Genomic DNA, 20,488 nt, shown 5'->3' with positions numbered 1-20,488 from the left:
TGAGGAATGTGGACAGTGTTTGAAGCAGATATTAATAACGCTATGAAGCTAATCTTTTTGCCATCATATTATTATGGTCTGCTCGGTAAAATACTCCCCATATCCTCTTTATTGGTGGGTCTTATCTCCTCTTTGCCTGTTCATTCTATGATTCGTATCATCGGCCCCCCAGACGAAATGTCAGCAACTCGTTCATTGGAACTGCTTTCAAGTGCTAGGGAAACAACATCTAGAACACGACAAACCGTCGGACCTACACGCGAATCAGATACATTGTGGTCTCTTGCAACGCGCTATCAGCCAAGTGATTCTGTTACTGTTTATCAGATGTTAGGTGCGATATTTCGTTTAAATTTAAATGCATTTGATGATGCAAATCTTCATGGGTTGGTTCTTGGAAGTAATTTGATTATGCCTACATTGGCTGAAATTCACCGTGAATACACTGACGATATAAAAGATCGACTTCAGATAGATAAAACCCGTAAAGATGCGCATCGTCTGGTTAAACTCACCTTGAGTGAACAAGTGTTAGAGGCTGTTATACCTAAACTTAGACAAAAAGAAATTCTGATGGCGACAATTCCTTCCTCCGGTGACGTGAAAGTTGCAACAATGGGAACGATTGATAAAATATCACCTAGCGTAAAAGTGGCACTAGAGAAAGTGGTTGATGCGGGTGACATGAAAGAGTCGATTACACCAATCAAATCTGATATATCCGTAGCGCAGGATCAGATTCAACAATCTGATTTGCAAAGGGGTAAGTTGGTTGAAGTTAATCATATCCTACAAATCCGTCTGGCTGAAGCTCAAAATGAACTCTTGAATCTAAAAAATGAAATCAAGGAAGATCAAACTCTTACAAAGGAAATACGTGAATTATTAGATACGCAACGTTTACATCAGTTTCAGATAGAAATGAAAGATAAATCAATGTTTGGAACCTTGATGAGTAGTCCATTTATATTGGCAATAAGTGCCACTGTTCCAGCTTTGTTAGTAATTTGTGCGGCCTCCTTCATTATCATGCGTCGTCGGAAAGACAACGCTGTTTATGAACCTAAAAGTCTGGATGGCGAAGCATCAAAAGATATGTCTATAAGCATGGTGCCAGAACTCCAAAACGAAACTGATGAACTGGTGTTTGAAGAGGATGAGCTTGAAGTCACAGATGACACTGATGCTAACGATCTGTTTGGTGAGAGTAGTCTGGTTAATCCTGATTTGGATGATATTAATTTGTCAGGTTCCCTCGCGTTATCTGCTGAGACTGAAGAATTTGATTCTTCATTCGACGGAGATTCTGACATCAACGCTTTGTTAGATGTTGAAAAAAAACCGAAAGGAAAAATCGGTCTAGGGGACATGGAGCTCACGCTCAATAAAATAGCTTCTAGCGAAGAAACGCAATTGAACCCAAATGAGTCCCCTGCTGCACGATGGGAGGAATCTCTAAATGAAGGTGTTGATCGCGCTGTTGATGATGCTAAAAATATACTAGGTGAATCTGATACATTTGTTGATGAATCAATTGATGCGAATAGTGTAGATAAAAAAGTTATCGGTGAAATTCTAGAAGAGGAAGACCTTGATCTGAGTGGTACGGATGTATTGCTTGATGAGTTACTAAGTGAAGGTGATGGGCATGACCTTGAAGATGAAAGTGCACTTCTTAAAAAAGTGTCTGAAGCGGCTTTGTTAGGTGATGATATTCTGTCTCTTGATGATTTAGATAATCAAGAAACTGTGTCTGAGACATTAAATAAAGATGCTAATCTTACCCACGGATTTTCCAATCTGTTAAATGAATCGGTGGAAAAAGATATGTCAAATTCTGTATCAATGACCGAAGCGACAAATGAGCCCAATGATCGGGTAGAAGATGATGCCCTCAATGGTTCTTTAGAAGAACCATGTGAGCTTGATGAGGCGATTCCTGTTATTGAACAAGCAGAATCTTCACAGCTATCGTCATCACACTCATTAACAAAACAATTATCGTCCAATGAACAGTTAGTTCTAGAAGATGAAGCGTACCAAGTGGCTGGACTTGATATGGAAACCTTATTGTCTGATCCGATTGAAGATGAGTCTTGTCGATTGGAAGGTTTTGAACCCAAAAACTGGGATCTCCCAGAAGACGAGAATGATATTTGGCGTGCAAAACAAATGCTTGAACCTGAATTGGAAAGTGAAGACTGGTCGGATCAACCTGAAGTGTCGGGTAATGAAATTAAGTCAATTAACTTGGATGAGGATCATGAAGATTTACTGGCTGAAGAAGAAAGTGAGTTAGATGGACAGTCTTCGTCAAATGATGTGTATATCAGCATTGAAGAGTTGATGAAAGACGAGGATTCTAAAAAAAAAGACGTAGATTCGGTTCTAATGAATTTGAAGGTTAGACTCGAAGAGTTACCGGATGTGTTGAGTGATGTTTCAGTGGTTGATATGGACAACGGTGGAGAGTCAGCGAAAAACATGGATATCGCGAGAGCCTATTTGGAAATGAATGACATAGATGGTGCGCTGCAAATTCTGCAAAAAATGATGCAAGGGGATGATTCAAACTTGAAAAATGAAGCCGAAGAAATGATAAGAAATCTTAACTAAACATATTTTCTAGTGTATCTAGATTTGGTTTTCAACTGAGTAGTTAACCTAATATCTGCATAAGTGCTTGCTTATCAAACCGAGTCATCTTGATACTCGACTTCTGTGATTGAGATTGAAATTAATACGCGAATGAGCCCAGCCAGTAAGTTGACAGTAAAACTAATACAGCTACGGTGCTGAGAATGCTAGATTTGGGATATGTTTTTAGTTAGTCAAAAACGGTCTCAATAATAAATCGTTTTCGGAGCATCAGGCGGTCCTAAAGTTTCATCACTTTGGGTTTTAAATTCTATTTCACACCAGTTCTAAGTGTTACTCCCCTGTCTGCAAGTTCCCGTTTCAATGGATTAGAGATATAACCTTTATCTTCGTATAAACACCGCCAAAGCTCTTCAACCATTTCCGACACAGGCTTTTTATCATCTAGGTTATCCTTGGTTACTTTGACTGAGATAATACCACTTTGATCATTGATCATGAGGTGTAATTTGAAGTCGTAAAACCAACCCGTCGTTCCTTTTTCTCGCTTTTAGGTACTTTAAAAACCTGATGTCTGAGAATGCGTAGGTTGTGACAAACCTATAGCTTGGATGAATCAACGAAGGCAATTTCTGTCGGCCTTGCCTGACGGTGAGTGAGGTAAGAGCAAAGCAGAACCAGAATACCTTGCATGAGCTTGAGCATTCGCGTGTAGCTGATTAATTTAGAAAATTCGTTGGTGAGGTAGCGGAAAACAAACTAGATGTAATAGGTGTTAAAGTCTCGATACACCGATTGATAAAAAGCTATCACTATCGTTGTCATTTTGCTAACTAAGAGGCGAGAAGGCTTGTTTCTTTGTTTGACATCGAAAGAAATTAGGTATTTTTCCATGCAGGGAGGAAAGTCTAGCAGAAGTCGTCGCCATCGACGAAAACAGCATCTAACTTATTCATATCTAAGTCCTTATGCAGTCTAATAGATTATTTTTAAACGCTTAAATTGCGACTTTGGCATTTAGTTCATTTCTTATGCGTAGTTCAGGTTAGGTTAGTTAGTCACTGAGATATCGATCGGGATCCCAATCATTTTGGGGTAATAGATGAACAAAAGATCTTTGATCTTCTGGTTTTTTATTTGCTTGCTCGCTTGCGATTATTCGTCGATAGGTCTTGAGCGATTTTAGGTAAATAAACACCATTATTACTATACCTTTTTAGCTCTAGGTATACTAAGGAACTATGGCACTTGATGGTATTTACCATAGCGGAGATTGGAATTTCCGATTTTAAACTGTCTGCGATCTGGTATCTTTTTCTTGTGGCCAACTAATAATGATTCATAGTAGTACTAGTTGTTCCCTTAGAAAGAATAGTCTACTACTTTCTGTAGTTAATTTCTTTCGATAGACTATAAATATCGTAGTTATCACCTGAATTTAGGGATCAAAGCATTTCTTTGTAAGGGTAGTCAGCTCCATTAGAAATGGATAAAACCGACTATGCCGTAAGTAAACTCTTCCTCCGTGAGGGCATTGGTGCGCCTATCTCGGCATTAGATCTCTATGAAATAGACTTATTATCACTATGAGAATTTGCTTTGAACTGAACGCAGTTATGACCCTTTAAATCGAGCATCTTCAAGTTGTTTTGATCTATGTGTGATGAGGATTTAACACCAGAGTTTACAATGAAAATAGGAAGTTACAGACTGTTAGTGCTACAATATGTGGTCTATGATCCTTTTCTCAGAAAGCTATTGGTAGTGATACCATGTTTATGGATGCGACCATGACTTTACAAGTTTTACTACATTAGCTAGTTTTTATTCCAAAGTCATTAAACTAGTTTTATGTTAGGATTCCTTGTATAAAGCATGGTGAATTGCCTTTTCTCCTTACCTAGGTTTAAACAATCGACACCTTCATAAAGGTAGGTGAAAATTTACATTTCAAGTGGCTTTGTTCTATATCAGGTTTAATATTAATTCATATAAATGATAGATAGTTACAGGGAAGAGTCTGCTATTTTGATCTCAATTGTTGATTTTACTGCGTGTAAAATGCATTTATTGAATTGGAATTTTTGGTAGAGTAGGTGAATGAGTGGCCAGAGCTTATGCTGCTGAAATTTAAAGTAGTAAAGGTATAATACATTGTTTCAAATTGATGAATGAGTTAGATCAAATAGAGACAAAAAGAATGAGAATTGCGCTAGGTGTGGAATATGATGGTACCCAGTATTGCGGTTGGCAACGACAACGAAATGAATCTACTGTGCAGGAACAACTTGAAAAAGTGTTGTCAAAAATAGCGAATGAGCCTATAGAAGTAAAATGTGCGGGAAGAACGGATGCAGGAGTGCATGGTACTGGCCAAGTCGTTCACTTTGATGTGAATAACGACCGAGACCTTTTCGCATGGACTATGGGAGTGAATACTTATTTACCTGATAGCATCGCCGTGCGGTGGGCAAAAGTAGTACCAGATGTTTTCCACGCTCGCTTTTCTGCAACGGCACGTCGATATCGTTACATCATTTTTAACAGTGTACTCCGATCAGGAATTCTAAGTCACGGGGTTAGCCATTATCATGGTGATATAGATGAAACACTAATGGATAAAGCAGCAAAGTACCTATTGAGAGAAAATGATTTTACCTCATTTCGTGCCTCACAGTGTCAATCAAAAAGCCCTTGGCGCAGTATTCATCATTTAAATGTGACTCGACTAGGTTCATTGGTGATCCTTGATATCAAAGCCAATGGGTTTGTTCATCACATGGTGAGGAATATCACGGGAAGTTTGATAGCAGTGGGACTAAAAGAGCAAAAACCTGAATGGATAAAATGGTTGCTGGAAATGAAAGATCGAAAACTAGCGGGAGTAACGGCAAAAGCGGAAGGGCTTTATCTTGTTGAAGTAGAGTACCCAGATGAATTCTGCCTGCCAAGTTTGCCAGTAGGTCCACTCTTTCTACCTGATTTTAAATCTTAATATTTTAAAATATGTAATAGCGTTATGGATCAGTATATGTTCAGGTAACCTTATACAAAAAGTGGGTTGTTGCCTGTTTTATACCAGATCATGCAGGGGTGTGAAGTCAGGAAGGATAATGGTCTTTACTATCGTTATAAAAATAAGGAAAAGAAGTAATATTAGTTCTTTATCCAAGTTATTAACCGCAAATTTGCATAAGTAAATACTTATGCAGATTTGAGGTTAACTCAGGAAATTTGTTGGTGAAGTAGTGGCAAATAAAATGGATGTAATAGGTTTTTAAATCTTGATACCCTGATTGATGGAAAGCTATCACTATAGTCATCACTTCGCTAATGGAGAGGTGAAAAAGTTTGTTTTTTTGTTTGAAATCGGAAGAAATTAGGTGTTTTCCCATGCAGGGATGCAAGTCTAGCAAAAGTCGTCGACATCGATGAAAACAGCGTCTAAGTTATTCATGCACAAGTCCTTATGCAGTCAATAGTTTTTTTCAAACGATCAAAGCACAACTTGGATATTTAGTTCATTTTTCATGCGCAGCTTAGGTTAATTATGAAGAGTGAATTTAGGGATGAGTAACTGTTTATAGAAAAATATTGCTATCTCTGCTAATGAGCGTTTGTGATAACTCCTGTCCTCCTTCCACTCTGCCAGTTTATCCTCTTTCAACGCCTTTACAGCTTCATTTCTAGGATCTTTTTCCTCCCAAAATCCCACATCTGTTCTAGGTGGAATACTGGGCGTTATTTCTCTACTTTTCAGTACGTGGTGACATACTCTTGTATCAAAGGATCCATCAGCACTGACTGGCTGTATCTTACGTCGTAATAGGTTACGTAATATAGGTAAAACCTCATTGTCACCCACAGAAACTAGGCTAACTTCTGCAGCAATAACTTCATGAGTAGACACATCAACGGCAAGATGAAGTTTGCACCAGATACATCACTTCTCCTTCCCGTATGTCCGCCTTTTCCATTTATTTTCGCCGCAGATTTTTAGGTCTGTAGTATCAATAACGGTAAGCATTCACCAGAGGTGGCTTGACTAGGTCTTTATGAGATTAAACACATCGGGATAGGATTGCTTGCGGATTACCTATGACACTACATCGCTAATGACATCCAATGCAAACAGCCCACGTTTCTTACAGGTGTCCACCACGGACAGAACACGTGAACGGAACTGTTTTTCTCGGTGAAAGCTTGTACCGAAGCAGATTTTTAGCACGATGACGCTGCTAAGAATACACTGATCAGTTTCATTATTGGTCAACGATACGCCTTTATGATAAAGGAAAACCAAGAGTCCCTGTTCGTGCTTCAAGATATAGGTACACCTTCCAGCATACCGAAATGTTGGAACCTGTTCGCCTTTTTTAGCCAAGCCGAAAGGTTTTTCTTAAGACGAGATATTCGTCGTCACCACTCAATGTCGGTAATTTTTCCTTACTCATAGCAGTGCTGAATTTGAAATACCGTATGGCAGAATAGAATAAGACATTTGCCAATATGAGACGTTAAACCTCCATCGCTGTACTCCGATATTTGTTGTAAATTGCGGGTGACATGTGCCCACCAGAACTGGTGGCGTGTAGGATCCAACCAGTTATAACTACCACATTGGTCGGTTATTACTATCGCGTAGCACTGTTTATCCAGTATTGCTTTTGCAGTTTCTTCATGATGACGATAACGAATGGTTTGATATATTACATCACTGCCACTGAGGAGCCAGACCCATCTGGTAGCTGCTTCCACATTTGGTTTTTGCATTGTTTCATCTATATGAATAACAGCAGATTATTTCACATGGTAATGCAACGACGTTAACATACTACTGACGCGTCCTTGGGCTTCACTAATTAGTCTGATAGAAAAATACGTACCGTATCGATCCATAAAAAGGTGCTGTATTTTGCGGATAATCAGGTGATACTAGCTAGACAAAACAGCAATGTGGCTAAGCAGCCTAGGATCTAACTGACTTGATGGGGCGTCATCGGGCAAATTGGCTCGGACGGTATGGTTACAGTACTGGCACCGACCATGGAATAACTGATATTCAGTAAGATCCAACGATGCTTTGGGTAACTGAAAGACTTCATTTCGATGGGTAGACTCCGTGTTCAGAACAATATTCCCACCGCATTGGGTGCAGCAGGTATCTGGCTGATAACACATAATGAAATCAGTTTCTTTGACTTTGCTTACTGGTCTTTTGTGTTCCTCAGGGCTAGGCCTAGCACCCACCTGATTTCGGCTGCAAGGGTGTTGAGCTTTTTTACGCGTCCCTCGTTGCTGGGGAGTTTGGTGACGGGGAGCGTGATGAGTTCCGTTAACTAGCAGACAACCTACCTTCGTGCTTACGAAACTTGTTCCATAGTTCACGGATAAATACGTTGGCTTGCTCGGAGCCCAATTGTTCCACCGTGGGTGGTTAAGTTCCAAAATACTTCTTTTTATGAAGCTACTTTTGCAGGCTGAAAAGATCACTCAATAGGCAATTGTCAATCGGGAGATGATCATCACTTACTGCTTTTTAATGGGGGAGTGGTGAACGATTATCAATAACGACGTGAGTGATCGCTTCTCGACTCGGCAAACGATGCTTAACTTTTACGGTTTCCGATCGCATTACTAATGCAAGTGTATGTAGGGGATTTCAGCGGGACATTAATCAACATAAAAATTGAATTTAGAAAGCCTTCTAATCCACGAAGTGGGAGCTTGAAAATACCTTTCACCATTAGTGCCATTTCAGTCTAGGTGTCCGAAAATATAAACCGACGGCTACGATGACCATGATACATTAAATAATGCTATGCCTTAATGGCAGCGGTGTCTATGCAAAAAGTGACTGAGCCTCGGTTTACTAATGCTTGATTATATTATTTCTAATCTTGTGCTTTACTTTTCCCATCATCACCTCCCGCTTAACTCTATGATGATCTGATCGTAGGAATTTCGATTAGTTCAGATATTTGGGAAACAAGGCTGAGTGGAGTAGTGTGTATCGACGATTTAATCTTTGGTCTAAAAAAGAAATTTTAGGAAGACTTTCCAAAGCGTTATTTAAAATGGATGACTTCTAATTGGTCTTTATTGAAGGTTCAATTGTACGAGCACATCAACACAGGACTGAGACATTGACTAAAATTATAAGCAAATAGGAAAAAACTGTGGCGGTAATTTGATAAAGATTCATCTTGCCGTAGATAGTGATGAATTGCCTATTTACTTCTAGTTATCAAAAGGATAAAAATACGATGGTGTTCATTCATAATGTCTTTTAGACCACTTTTCTGAAATCAATAAAATAGTTTCTGATAAAGGCTATGACAACGCGTCATTCAGAAAACATGTAAAGTTTAGAGATGGGAAACATGTCATGGATAAGTGCAATTATGGGCGAAATATAGACAAAAGTGGTATAAACTAGTTTCTGTATAAATACCGTACTTACTAGTAGGTAGTAGGAAATGCTTTTTGGTGAGTTAAATAATATCGTTTAGATCATAACTAGATATGACAAGCTGGGAAGAAACCACGTTATCAGGCTATCACTGGCATTTATGTTAATGTGGTTGTCTTGTTGAATGAGTTTGGTATAGCAAAGATCGACATCTCCTAATAAGTTATGTTCTAATCCTTAATTGAATTAGTAGCTAATTATAGGCAATTTGCTGCATACGGTTGATTTTTGATCTTGTGCAACCTCTTCTCACGAGGGCAGAGTCCGCCAAGTTTAGCAGGCACGTGTTCCAAATAAAAAGGTCGTTTATGAGCTGGCTTGAAAAAATTCTGACAAAAAGTAGCATCGGTTCTTCGCGTAAAGCTTCTATCCCAGAAGGTGTATGGACTAAGTGTTCCTCCTGCGACCAAGTGCTTTACCAAGCCGAATTAGAGCGTAACCTGCACGTATGTCCTAAATGTGGACATCATATGCGAATGCGTGGTCGGCGTCGTCTCGAAACATTCCTCGATAAGAGTGAACTTATTGAATTGGGAACTGAGTTGAAACCAAAAGACCTGCTCAAATTTCGTGATTCCAAAAAATACAAAGATCGCCTTTCTATCGCGCAAAAAGTAAGCGGTGAAAGCGATGCGTTAATCGTCATGAAAGGGCATCTGCTTGGTATTCCAGTTGTGGCTAGTGCTTTCGAGTTCTCCTTCATGGGGGGATCAATGGGTTCGGTGGTAGGAACTCGTTTTGTTCGAGCGGTTGAACAAGCCATGAAAGATAATTGTGGTTTTGTGAGTTTCTCCACCAGTGGGGGAGCTCGTATGCAAGAAGCGCTGATGTCACTGATGCAAATGGCAAAAACTAGTGCTGCACTTGAGCGTCTTGCAAACAAAGGCCTACCGTTTATCTCCGTATTGACGGATCCCACCTTTGGTGGTGTAACGGCGAGCCTTGCTATGTTAGGTGATATCAATATTGGTGAACCAAAGGCAATAATTGGCTTTGCGGGTCAGCGCGTTATTGAACAAACTGTTCGTGAAAAGTTACCTGAAGGCTTTCAGCGTAGTGAATTTCTGTTAGAGCATGGTGCAATTGACATGATCGTTGACCGTCGTGAATTACGTCAACGTATTGGTGGACTGTTAGCAAAAATGACTGGATTTGAATCTCGATTGATTGTGTCAGTCGAAGAATCGCTGGCAACTGAAGAAATAAAAAGCTCGGTTGTTGACGGTAACCAGTAATCTGAACTCTTCGGACTCTATTATAGTCTTTGGATACTGGATAGTTATGGATTTAAAGCCTCTAATTCTAAACTGAAAAGAATACTTTATGGTTGTCTCTATGTTTTCGCTAATATGATTGAAGTATTATAAGGTGTAGTAGATTACTGATGTCAGAAGATATTCTTCCACATGCTCAATCACCACTTTCTGAATGGTTGAGTTATTTAGATGTGCTTCATACCAACGGCATTGATTTAGGTTTAGATCGTGTTGGTATGGTGGCGAAAAAAGGTTGTTTAACGAAACCTGCACCAACAGTAATAACAGTTGCTGGAACTAATGGAAAGGGATCAACCTGCACCATTATTGAGGCCATATTGCTGCATGCTGGCTATAAAACTGGGATGTATAACTCGCCGCACCTAATTAACTACAATGAACGTGTACGTATTAACGGTAAAGAGCTGAATGATGAAAGACACACAGAGGCCTTCGCTGTAATTGAAGTATTACGAGGGGAGATTAGTTTAAGTTTTTTTGAGTTTTGTACGCTTGCGGCACTGTGGTTATTTTTAGCAAATCAAGTAGATGTAGTTATCTTGGAAGTTGGTCTCGGTGGTCGACTAGATGCTACTAATGTGGTTGATCACGATGTAACTGTAATCACAAGCCTTTCCATAGATCATGTTGATTGGTTAGGCGATGACATTGAAGTTATTGGATTCGAAAAAGCAGGAATCTTCCGTTCACATAAACCTGCCGTCTGTGGTCAACCAGAACCACCTGCAAGTGTGTCTGAGTGTGCTCATAATATTGATGCACCATTACATCAAGTTGGTTACCAGTTTAATTACCAGCAAGAAGGCAATGTTTGGCATTGGCAGTGCGGGGCGTTTTATTTGAAGGATCTTCCAATTCCAAATCTACCGTTGCCGAATGCCGCGACAGCCTTAATGGCGTTGGAGCTGTCAGATCTTGATGTAACGGATAAGCATATTGTTGAGGGACTGAGCAATGTTAAACTTGCTGGTAGAATGCAAAAGGTGTCTGATTCACCGTTAGTGCTTCTCGATGTGGCACATAATCCGCAATCTGCAGCCTATCTAGCATCACAAATCACTGCACGTAAGCAAGAAGGTGTTGTTAAGGTACATGCAGTAGTAGGCATGATGCGAGACAAGGATATTGTATCCACGCTTGAAGAAATGAAGCAAGTAGTAGATGTTTGGTATCCTGCATCACTCTGTGGACCTCGTGCCGCCGATGCTTCAATGCTTGCCAAGCATCTCTCACAACCAACAATTTGTTACAAATCACCGACTGATGCTTTCGAAGCTGCGAAAGCATCAGTCGGCTTGAAGCGTGAAATTGTGATTGTATTTGGTTCTTTTTTTACCGTCGGTGAAATTGCCGATCTCATTTCGAAAACGGAGTGATCGTGGCAACGCAGTTCCAAAATCGTCTAGTGGGCACACTTGTCTTGGTGTCACTCTGTGTGATATTTCTCCCCGATGTTTTTGACGGAAAGAAATCTCATTTTCAGAGAAACTACGAGGCTATTCCGCTTCGTAAAGAATCTGATACCGAGTTGCTTAACGTGCTTGTAGAACCAACAAAAGACTTTAATTATGAGCTAGTTACTACTATTGAAAGGCATAATCCGCTTGATCATCTTACTACAGAGATAACGACAATTGACTATACTGTCAACTCGGAACAGGACTATCAATACTCCGCGTGGATTATTCGCCTCGGCACATTTCGTAATATCGATAACGCAAGGAACTTGGTTTCTAGGCTTCGAAGTAAAGGCTATCCAGCACAGCTGATGCCTAGAGACTTGGAACAAGGTGAGCTTGCTCGTGTCGAGGTAGGACCTAATGTGTCGAAAGATAAATTAGCAGCAATGACGACAGATCTGGAGTCTTTGACCGGATTGAAAGGTCAACTGCTTAAGTTTAATCCAATTAACCCTTAAAAAATAGGTTTAAACGACTTTGTTCTGTTAAGATATATTTGAATTGATTAGATGATAAAAACATGAATTGGATTGATTACGTCATTCTAGGAGTGATTGGTTTTTCTGTGTTGGTGAGTTCCTTCCGTGGATTTGTAAAAGAAGCTTTGTCAGTGGTAATTTGGTTTGGTGCCTTTTTTATTGCTAGCAATTTTTATACTCAATTAGCGGCTTACTTCACTAACATTCAGGACGAAATGATTAGAAATGGAGTAGCGATAACTACGCTGTTTATTGTCACCTTGGTTGTTGGTGCAGTTTCGAATTATGTTATAGCACAATTGGTTCAGAAAACCGGTTTATCGGGAACTGACCGGGTACTGGGTATCGTGTTTGGGGGAGTTCGAGGAGTGCTGATTGTGGTCGCACTTCTGTTCTTGCTGGATGTGTTTACTCGGATGTCCGGTTCCATTGACTGGAAGCAATCGTTATTAGTGCCTAAATTTAGGATTATTAACGAGTGGTTCTTACCGTATGTAGAGCCAAGCTCTAGCTTTTTACCCAAGGTGACATGGGGTTCCCTCTAGTAGGGTAGTAGGGTAGTAGGGCAATAGGGCAAGGAACAGAAAACATGTGTGGGATTGTCGGAATTGTGGGTGTAACCCCAGTTAATCAGTTGATTTATGATGCATTGACAGTACTTCAACATCGAGGCCAAGACGCCGCAGGAATTAGTACCATTGCTGATAACCGCTTCTATCTAAGAAAAGCTAATGGTTTGGTTAAAGATGTTTTCCAACTAGAAGACATGAAGTGCTTACAAGGGACCGTTGGAATAGGGCATGTGCGCTATCCTACTGCAGGAAGCTCTAGTGCTTCTGAAGCGCAACCTTTTTATGTCAACTCCCCCTATGGTATAACACTTGCTCACAATGGAAATCTGACGAATACTCAACAACTTCGTGAATCTCTTTTTATTCAAGACCGTCGCCACCTAAACACCACCTCTGATTCTGAAGTTCTGCTTAATGTATTGGCACACCAAATGGATAGTACTAGATCACATCCAGTGACTGAAGAAGATGTGTTTGATTCGGTTAAAGCAGTACATAAGCAAGTGTTGGGTGCGTATGCTGTGGTCGCGATGATAATTGGATACGGTTTGATGGGATTTAGAGATCCGAATGGTATTCGTCCACTTTGCTTAGGAAAACGTATAGTAAATAATCGAGACGAGTACATGTTGGCCTCTGAATCTGTTGCGCTGGATGCCGTAGGTTTTTCTTTTGTGCGCGATGTGTCACCAGGTGAGGCGGTGTATATCACAATTGACGGTCAATTGTTTACTCGGCAATGTGCCGAAGCTCCGTCTCTTTCTCCGTGTCTTTTTGAATTTGTATATTTTGCACGCCCTGATTCGTTCATGGATAAAATTTCCGTTTATGCTGCACGTGTAAATATGGGTAAAAAGCTAGGTGCGAAGATTCGTCGGAAATGGGGTAACTTGAACATTGATGTAGTTATTCCAATCCCTGAGACATCGTGTGATGTTGCGTTGGAGATTGCTCAGGTTCTGGAGAAACCGTATCGACAAGGGTTTGTCAAAAACCGCTATGTTGGGCGCACGTTCATCATGCCTGGTCAGCAACTACGCCGCAAATCCGTACGTCGTAAACTCAATGCGATTTGCTCTGAGTTTAAAGGGAAATCTGTGCTGTTGGTAGATGATTCCATTGTACGTGGAACAACGTCTGGACAAATCATTGAAATGGCAAGAGATGCTGGGGCAAATCAAGTGTATATGGCATCGGCTGCACCAGAAATTCGTTTCCCTAACGTCTATGGTATTGATATGCCATGTGCTAGTGAACTTATTGCGCATGGTCGAGATGTAAATGAGATAGGAAAACTTATTGGCGCAGACGGTCTAATTTTTCAAGATTTATCCGATTTGGAGGATGCGGTACGCGAAGGTAATCCAGATGTGAAGCTTTTCGAGAGTTCAGTGTTTAGTGGCTATTATGTTACTAAAGGTATCAACCAAGAGTATTTGGGATATCTGGAAAATATGAGAAATGATGACGTAAAGTCGATTAGTGATCAGCAAGAAAAAGATTTTTATCTTCGAGAATTATAATGGAAAATACTCGATTTCAGAGGTTATCAGTGCGTTCAGTTCGAGGCAAGTTCTTATAGAAATTAATCAGTCTATTTCACGGAGATTTGATGACGAAATATGTGTACCGATGCCCTCCCGTAGCATCGAGTTTACTGACGGCGCTCTCTGTGTTATCCTTTTTTGATGGGCTCATTACACCTACAAATAGATGCATGGATCATGGATAGAATGATAATTCTCTGAAATCTGCATCTTCAAGTTATTTGGGTATAAGGGCATGTTCCTTAGACCTACCAAGTTTTATGTGGTATGCATCGCGATGAATCTGACAAACATATTCTTGCATACTAATATTCAAGATCCAATGCATGGATTCTACGCTAAAATGCTCTCTGATTGCGGTACCTAATTGTGGTGTTAACGCTGTTGGGATGATGTAATAACGATAAATCTAACTTTGACTGCTTGCTTTTAACTGCGTGGCAGTTATCAACCATAACGATGCTTTCTAGCTTGCTTCAAGCCGAAGATTTCCGGCTAATTCTTTGACGCTGAGGAGATGGTAAGCCTTAGATTAAACACGTCCTCTTTGCCTCGCCATTTGGTACTTATCCTTAGTCGATAGGGGCGTGATGACAGGGAGTAAAGGCGTCATCTATCGCTTCCGATAAGTTACCTTAATTTTACTGATCATAAATAGTCAATGCACTTATTGAGGAGATCTTTGGCAAGCTTAATCTGATATGCCATAACTTCAATGATTATGATAGCACCTCGCAAATCTGGAATCTTTATAAGGGTAGGAATAGCGGTAATTTCATTGCTTTTGTTGTCAGTTCTCACCTGTTTCAATACCAACTGATTGGCACATGAATAGGTACTGACTATATGGATAATACTCTGTGAGTTTTTCTATCACAGGAATCACGTAAGGTTTTTGTCATATATTTAATAAGTTGATTATGATTTAAAGAGCCGTTGTTTCCCAATTATCTGAACTAATTGAAATTCCTACGATTAGATCATCATGGAGTTAAGCGGGAGGTGATGATGTGACAAGCCACGCAAAAGATCAGCAACTGGAAACAATATAATCAGGCATGAGTAAACCGAGGCTCAGTGATTTTTTGGAAACAGAGATTGAAACATCACTGATGGTAAAAGGTATTTTCAAGCTCCCACTTCGTGGGTTAAAAGGCTTTCTCCCTTCGGTTCTTACGTTGATGTCAGCTCCGCTGAAATGCCCTACATATACTTGCATTAGTAAACGTTCGAATACCGTAGGCGTTACGTACAGTTTTCCGAATCTAGGAACTATCGTCCACATTGTTATTGATGTCACAGGCCTCAAGGTATACGGTGAAAGTGAATGGAAAACGTGTAAACAGGGTAAGGAGAAATGGCGTATCTGGCGCAAACATCATCTTACCGTTGATGTTTCTATTCATGAGGTTATTGTTGCAGAAGTTAGCCTAGTTTCTATGGGTGACAATGAGGTTTTACCTACATGTCTTAACCCATTAAGACGAAGGATACAGCAAGTCAGTGTTGATGGAGCCTATGACACAAAAGCATGTTACCACGTACTCAAAAACCAAGGAATAACGCCCAGTATTCTACCTCGAAGCAAAGCGAGGTACGAGGAAGAAGGGCATCCTAGAAATAAATCTATAAAGGCATTGAAAGAGGATGAACAGACGGAGTAGAAAAAGGACAGGGGTTATCACAAACGCGCATCGCATTAGTAGAGATAGCAATTTTTCGCTATAAACGGTTGCTCAGCCCTAAACTCACTTTTCGTGATTACACAACTAAAGTTGGTAAAACTCTAGCAAATGTGAAAGCAATGGACAAAGTTAAAAGACTCGGTATGCCTGTTCACCAGTAGACAAATTAAGACTGTAAAGAAGATTGGGATCAGTGCGTTATCAGCCTAATTTAATCAACAACGCCATTACTTAAATGTTCTGTGCAATTGGAAGATACTACACTGGCTTGTCTCATAAAATGGACGTAGAATAGAGTTATTTATTCAATAAATTAAAGGGTTCGTCAGTATGACGGGCAGCCAGATATCTACTACTGCAGATATAATCTGTCTTAATAGGATTGATAATCCTGAAAAAATTTATTTTCTAGACGGAAACCAACTTATTGAATATACGACCTAGAATACAACCAAACTATGAAGCCTCTCATGATTTATCACACATCACTTCTCCTGTTGTTTAGTGCAAAGAGCGAATAAATATCTATGTTTCAACCAATCCTATTTTTATTGAATACCAAACGTCAGAATAAACGGATTATTAGCCTTATATATGATATATGTGCTATCGTATTTTCTCTATACTTAGCTATTGCGCTAAGAACTGATACTCTTGTTTTTCAAATAGGTAAATCAGATATTGCTTGTTTGGTGGTTACTACTTCAGTGACTATTTTTTGTTTTATCAGACTAGGTATGTATCGTGCAGTTTTAAGATATATGATATTACCAGCTATCGGACATATTTTCTTTGCAATAATTTTATCAGCGGTAACTATTGCATTAAGTGGATTCTTTTTTCAAACTTTCGTACCTAGAAGCGTACCTTTTATCTATGCTGGGTTGGCAATCCTAACCATAGGTGTCCCAAGAGTTTTAATAAAAACACTCTATTATCATTATTATAAACGGCAAAAACCCAATGTATTCATTTATGGTGCTGGTGCCACTGGTCGTGATTTGGCCTACGCCCTTATTCAGGGAGATGAATATCATCCAGTTGTATTTTTAGATGACGATAGCAAAAAAGTTGGTCAAATATTGACAGGTGTCCGGATTCATCATTCTTCAGAATTTGATAAACTTCGTACCTTGTATCAACCTATAAAGCTGCTTCTAGCAATTACTAATATTAATAAAGGCGAACGTTTAAGATTAGTTGAGCACTTATCGAGTTTACCTATTGAAGTACAATCTGTTCCGTCAGTCGAAGACATTGCAGCAGGAAAGGCATCAGCAACAGATCTTAGAGACCTAGATATTTCAGACTTGCTTGGTAGGGCTCCTATTGAACCAAATATAGAATTATTAACAAAGAATATTGATGGGAAAAGTGTATTAGTAACTGGTGCGGGTGGATCCATCGGATCTGAGCTGTGTCGACAAATTATAATACTTCATCCATGTACGTTAGTTCTTTTTGAACTAAATGAATTTAATCTATATACAATTCATCAAGAGCTAATTTCTATAAAAAACCATTTTAAAATAGATACTGATATTATTGCTATGCTTGGTTCTGTTGAAAAAGAGAAACTATTAACAAGATTAATGGAAACCAACAAAATTGAAACCGTTTACCATGCTGCTGCCTACAAACACGTTCCTATTGTAGAAAATAATATTATAGAGGGAATTCAGAATAATGTATTTGGCACACTAGCTTGTGCAAATGCAGCAATCACTTCAGGTGTGAGTAACTTTACACTCATTTCCACCGATAAAGCGGTGCGTCCGACGAATGTAATGGGTGCAAGTAAACGAATGGCAGAACTTGTTCTTCAAGCTCTTGCCGATAAAGAAACCGATACTACTTTAACTATGGTAAGGTTTGGTAATGTATTGGGCTCATCCGGTTCTGTTGTACCCCTGTTTAAGGAACAAATCAGAAAGGGTGGACCCGTCACTGTAACTCATCCAGATATTACGCGTTATTTTATGCTTATCTCTGAAGCTGCTCAACTCGTAATACAAGCAGGTGCTATGGGTAAGAACGGCCAAGTATTTGTTCTTGATATGGGAGAAGCAGTTAAAATTATTGATTTAGCAAAACGTATGATAAATCTAATGGGATTGATGTCGCATATTGAAGGCAGCAATGATGAAGGAGATATTGAAATTAAATTTACGGGGCTTAGATCAGGGGAAAAGTTATATGAGGAATTATTAATTGGGAACAATGTATTGGGTTCTTCCCATCCAAAGGTTATGACAGCATGTGAGGATAAGCTAAGCTGGGATGAGATGGAGAAAACTCTAACATTACTTAAGAAGTATTGTCGTGATTTTAATGAAGAAGAAATAAAAAATGTCTTGCTCAGTCTACCCATAGGTTACACTAACAATGCCTCACTTCAGTAATAAAATTATTTTAGGTTTCCATAAGATATAAAGAGGGGATTGTTTCCCAAATATCTGAACTAATCGCAATTCCTGCAATTAGATTATCATCGAGTTAAGAGAGAGGTGATGATGGGAAAAATCAAGCAAAAGATCAGCAACTGGAAATAATATAATAAAGCATTAGTAAACCGTGTCGCAGTAATTTTTTAGATAGACAACACTGCCATTAAGGCATGGCATTGTCTAAAGCATCCCGGTCGTGGGTTTATATTTTTGGATACCTCAATTGAAACAGCACTGAAGGTGAAAGGTATTTTTAAGCTCTCTACTTCATGGATTAGAAGGCTTTCTCAATTCGGTTCTTACGGTGATGAATGTCCCGATGAAATCCCCTATATACACTTGCATTAGTAAGTATTCGAAAACCGTAGAAGTTAAGTACCGTTTGCCAAGTCAAGGAGCTGTCATCCACGTTGTTATTGATGCCACAAGCCTAAAGGTATGCGGCGAAGGTGAATGGAAAATGCGAAATGATCAACAGTCTAAAAACGGTCAGCAGTCGCCTGATCAGAAAAGAATATTCTAATCACATGGTTAAGTATTATTGGAAACCTGCGCTGTGGTCTCGTGCGTATTGCTTAATCACAGACGGTGGCGCTCCCTTAGATATTTTAACAAATTATATTGCAAATCAAGATCGCCAGAAATAATCTAGCTCTGGTATCCATCCCCACATAAATCAAAGATTATAGATAGGGAATTCCGCAGGACTCGTTAAAAACGAGTTTATGATATTAAGCTTTCAATCTCCAGAAGACGCTATCAATTGTGATATTTTTGCTGCTATTGTCCAACAAACGGCTACAAAAATATTTCTTCCTAACCCTAATGCTGAGTTTGATGTTTACTAAAAGTGTAAGGTAACAAGAGGGGAGTTTCATAAGTTAAAAGCATTAGACAAAGCTTCTTGAACGTTCTTAGTTAAACAAATCTAATACTAATTGTTTTGCAAAGTTGGATTTATTCGGATTTGATGATCACCTCCCAATCATTTCAGGTACAGATAAACGATGAGATAAACATGGATCTAGAAATTGTTAATCGCAAAGATTTGCGTGTAGAATTAAACATGTAAGTTGTGTAGATTCCTCTAATGCTCGGTACATTACGAATCGGTGATGATAACTAGAGCACAAAAAATATAAATCAGTAACAGCAATAGAAAGTTTATTGCTCTTTTTTATAACCGACCTAGAAGCGCACCCGCAATATATCCGATGCCCAATCCGTAGGTATTTGGTAAGTCCCCGTTTGGGAAAAAATATAGTGTTTAAAACCGATTGTTGTTATAAAAGAAAGTCGATACTCATAGTTTGTGCAAAGACAATATAAGAACGTAATACGTTTCCCTCGCTCACTCCGGATAACCGATAACACTGACCCGCATAGACACTTAATTCGCATTGCTTCCCTCTATATATTGGGATAGCATATGCATGCGTTTTAACCGCCGTTAAGCATAATTTGGGGGTTAAGTAGTCTGGCAATTCAACAACTGATTCTTTAAGCGAAAAAGAATTACCTTTGGTAACATCCATTTTTTGGTTGCTCTTTATCATGTTGGAAAATTTTGCGGGGAAAACTTTTGTTTGGAATAGATTGAGTTGATTTTTGCCGAGAATTTTTTTGTAAAGTGCACTAGACATGTCCTTTTTCCTTTTGTTCCAGAAATGAGAGCATTTTCGGGATTTATTGCATCTTTCTGCAGTTTTTATAGAAGATTGCGGTCAGATCCGTTGGATCTTTGGATCTCGTTTAGCAATATCGCCGTAAACCCTCGCCCAATGCGGGCGGGGATATAAGCAATATCGCCGTAAACCCTCGCCCAATGCGGGCGGGGATATAAGGCGAACTCCCGTAGGGAGTTAAAATGCTCAATTCAGTGTGGATTGACTGTTCACGTAAGCTTTTAACGTCTCTATTGTTGCACCTCCGGCAGTGCAAGCAAAATAAG

12 protein-coding genes and 6 pseudogenes are annotated in these 20,488 nt (G+C 39.4%); 11 read left to right on the top strand and 7 right to left on the bottom strand.

What is annotated here, in order from left to right:
* Positions 1 to 15 precede the first annotated feature (15 nt).
* Positions 16 to 2,616: a FimV/HubP family polar landmark protein gene (locus tag BTN49_RS07475; protein ID WP_423248249.1), complete on the top strand. Its 2,601-nt coding sequence runs from the start codon at positions 16 to 18 to the stop codon at positions 2,614 to 2,616.
* Positions 2,617 to 2,659: 43 nt separating this feature from the next.
* Here the strand turns inward: BTN49_RS07475 and BTN49_RS22260 are convergent.
* Positions 2,660 to 3,554, bottom strand: a pseudogene (locus BTN49_RS22260) (IS982 family transposase).
* Positions 3,555 to 4,798: 1,244 nt separating this feature from the next.
* On the opposite strand from BTN49_RS22260, the gene truA reads away from it, so the two are divergent.
* Positions 4,799 to 5,593: a tRNA pseudouridine(38-40) synthase TruA gene (truA, locus tag BTN49_RS07465; protein ID WP_097356656.1), complete on the top strand. Its 795-nt coding sequence runs from the start codon at positions 4,799 to 4,801 to the stop codon at positions 5,591 to 5,593.
* A gap of 181 nt (positions 5,594 to 5,774) precedes the next feature.
* Here truA and BTN49_RS13150 read toward each other — a convergent pair whose 3' ends face one another.
* From BTN49_RS13150 to BTN49_RS17930, 4 genes and pseudogenes are all read right to left on the bottom strand, one after another.
* Positions 5,775 to 5,993 carry a hypothetical protein gene (locus tag BTN49_RS13150; protein WP_146679271.1) on the bottom strand — a complete coding sequence of 73 codons (219 nt, stop codon included), beginning with the start codon at positions 5,991 to 5,993 and terminating at the stop codon, positions 5,775 to 5,777.
* A gap of 149 nt (positions 5,994 to 6,142) precedes the next feature.
* A complete protein-coding gene (locus BTN49_RS07460; protein WP_097356655.1) occupies positions 6,143 to 6,538 on the bottom strand; it encodes a transposase in 396 nt (131 codons plus the stop codon).
* A gap of 156 nt (positions 6,539 to 6,694) precedes the next feature.
* A pseudogene (gene tnpC, locus BTN49_RS07455) lies at positions 6,695 to 8,026 on the bottom strand (IS66 family transposase).
* A gap of 135 nt (positions 8,027 to 8,161) precedes the next feature.
* Positions 8,162 to 8,518: pseudogene (locus tag BTN49_RS17930) on the bottom strand (transposase); the annotation flags it as partial.
* A gap of 860 nt (positions 8,519 to 9,378) precedes the next feature.
* Here BTN49_RS17930 and accD point away from each other — a divergent pair.
* The 9 genes and pseudogenes from accD (at position 9,379) to BTN49_RS20830 (ending at position 19,184) form a co-directional block, all read left to right on the top strand.
* Positions 9,379 to 10,305, top strand: coding sequence for an acetyl-CoA carboxylase, carboxyltransferase subunit beta (gene accD, locus BTN49_RS07445; protein ID WP_097356653.1), 927 nt, complete (start codon positions 9,379 to 9,381; stop codon positions 10,303 to 10,305).
* Between the two features lie 149 nt (positions 10,306 to 10,454).
* On the top strand, positions 10,455 to 11,723 hold the full coding sequence (gene folC / locus BTN49_RS07440; protein ID WP_097356652.1) for a bifunctional tetrahydrofolate synthase/dihydrofolate synthase: 1,269 nt from the start codon (positions 10,455 to 10,457) through the stop codon (positions 11,721 to 11,723).
* 2 nt (positions 11,724 to 11,725) lie between these two features.
* Positions 11,726 to 12,265: an SPOR domain-containing protein gene (locus BTN49_RS07435; RefSeq protein ID WP_097356651.1), complete on the top strand. Its 540-nt coding sequence runs from the start codon at positions 11,726 to 11,728 to the stop codon at positions 12,263 to 12,265.
* A gap of 62 nt (positions 12,266 to 12,327) precedes the next feature.
* Positions 12,328 to 12,831, top strand: a complete 504-nt coding sequence (locus BTN49_RS07430) for a CvpA family protein (RefSeq protein ID WP_097356650.1) — start codon at positions 12,328 to 12,330, stop codon at positions 12,829 to 12,831.
* Between the two features lie 44 nt (positions 12,832 to 12,875).
* A complete protein-coding gene (purF, locus tag BTN49_RS07425) occupies positions 12,876 to 14,381 on the top strand; it encodes an amidophosphoribosyltransferase (protein WP_097356649.1) in 1,506 nt (501 codons plus the stop codon).
* A gap of 1,053 nt (positions 14,382 to 15,434) precedes the next feature.
* Positions 15,435 to 16,251 (top strand): annotated as a pseudogene (locus BTN49_RS07420) (IS5 family transposase).
* A gap of 366 nt (positions 16,252 to 16,617) precedes the next feature.
* On the top strand, positions 16,618 to 18,492 hold the full coding sequence (locus BTN49_RS07415; protein WP_097356648.1) for a polysaccharide biosynthesis protein: 1,875 nt from the start codon (positions 16,618 to 16,620) through the stop codon (positions 18,490 to 18,492).
* Between the two features lie 111 nt (positions 18,493 to 18,603).
* Positions 18,604 to 19,021: pseudogene (locus BTN49_RS17925) on the top strand (transposase); the annotation flags it as partial.
* Positions 19,005 to 19,184: a transposase gene (locus BTN49_RS20830; protein ID WP_097356646.1), complete on the top strand. Its 180-nt coding sequence runs from the start codon at positions 19,005 to 19,007 to the stop codon at positions 19,182 to 19,184. The pseudogene BTN49_RS17925 and the gene BTN49_RS20830, both read left to right, overlap by 17 nt.
* Positions 19,185 to 19,820: 636 nt before the next feature.
* Here the strand turns inward: BTN49_RS20830 and BTN49_RS07395 are convergent.
* Complete coding sequence (locus BTN49_RS07395; protein WP_097356645.1) at positions 19,821 to 20,180, bottom strand: hypothetical protein; 360 nt, start codon at positions 20,178 to 20,180, stop codon at positions 19,821 to 19,823.
* A 228-nt stretch (positions 20,181 to 20,408) separates the two neighbouring features.
* Positions 20,409 to 20,488, bottom strand: a pseudogene (locus tag BTN49_RS13145) (IS200/IS605 family transposase); the annotation flags it as partial.

It is taken from the genome of Candidatus Enterovibrio escicola, from assembly GCF_002464935.1.
In the GTDB taxonomy this organism is placed as follows: domain Bacteria; phylum Pseudomonadota; class Gammaproteobacteria; order Enterobacterales; family Vibrionaceae; genus Enterovibrio; species Enterovibrio escicola.
The sequence above is the reverse complement of the archived record's forward strand: the minus strand, read 5'-3'. Positions and strand labels throughout refer to the sequence as shown.

Excerpts from the sequence above, each read along its gene's own strand:
- truA (WP_097356656.1), top strand. The coding sequence starts at position 4,799 with ATGAGAATTGCGCTAGGTGTGGAATATGATGGTACCCAGTATTGCGGT.
- BTN49_RS13150 (WP_146679271.1), bottom strand. The coding sequence starts at position 5,993 with ATGGGAAAACACCTAATTTCTTCCGATTTCAAACAAAAAAACAAACTT.
- accD (WP_097356653.1), top strand. The coding sequence starts at position 9,379 with ATGAGCTGGCTTGAAAAAATTCTGACAAAAAGTAGCATCGGTTCTTCG.
- folC (WP_097356652.1), top strand. The coding sequence starts at position 10,455 with ATGTCAGAAGATATTCTTCCACATGCTCAATCACCACTTTCTGAATGG.
- BTN49_RS07430 (WP_097356650.1), top strand. The coding sequence starts at position 12,328 with ATGAATTGGATTGATTACGTCATTCTAGGAGTGATTGGTTTTTCTGTG.
- purF (WP_097356649.1), top strand. The coding sequence starts at position 12,876 with ATGTGTGGGATTGTCGGAATTGTGGGTGTAACCCCAGTTAATCAGTTG.
- BTN49_RS07415 (WP_097356648.1), top strand. The coding sequence starts at position 16,618 with ATGTTTCAACCAATCCTATTTTTATTGAATACCAAACGTCAGAATAAA.
- BTN49_RS20830 (WP_097356646.1), top strand. The coding sequence starts at position 19,005 with ATGATCAACAGTCTAAAAACGGTCAGCAGTCGCCTGATCAGAAAAGAA.
- BTN49_RS07395 (WP_097356645.1), bottom strand. The coding sequence starts at position 20,180 with ATGTCTAGTGCACTTTACAAAAAAATTCTCGGCAAAAATCAACTCAAT.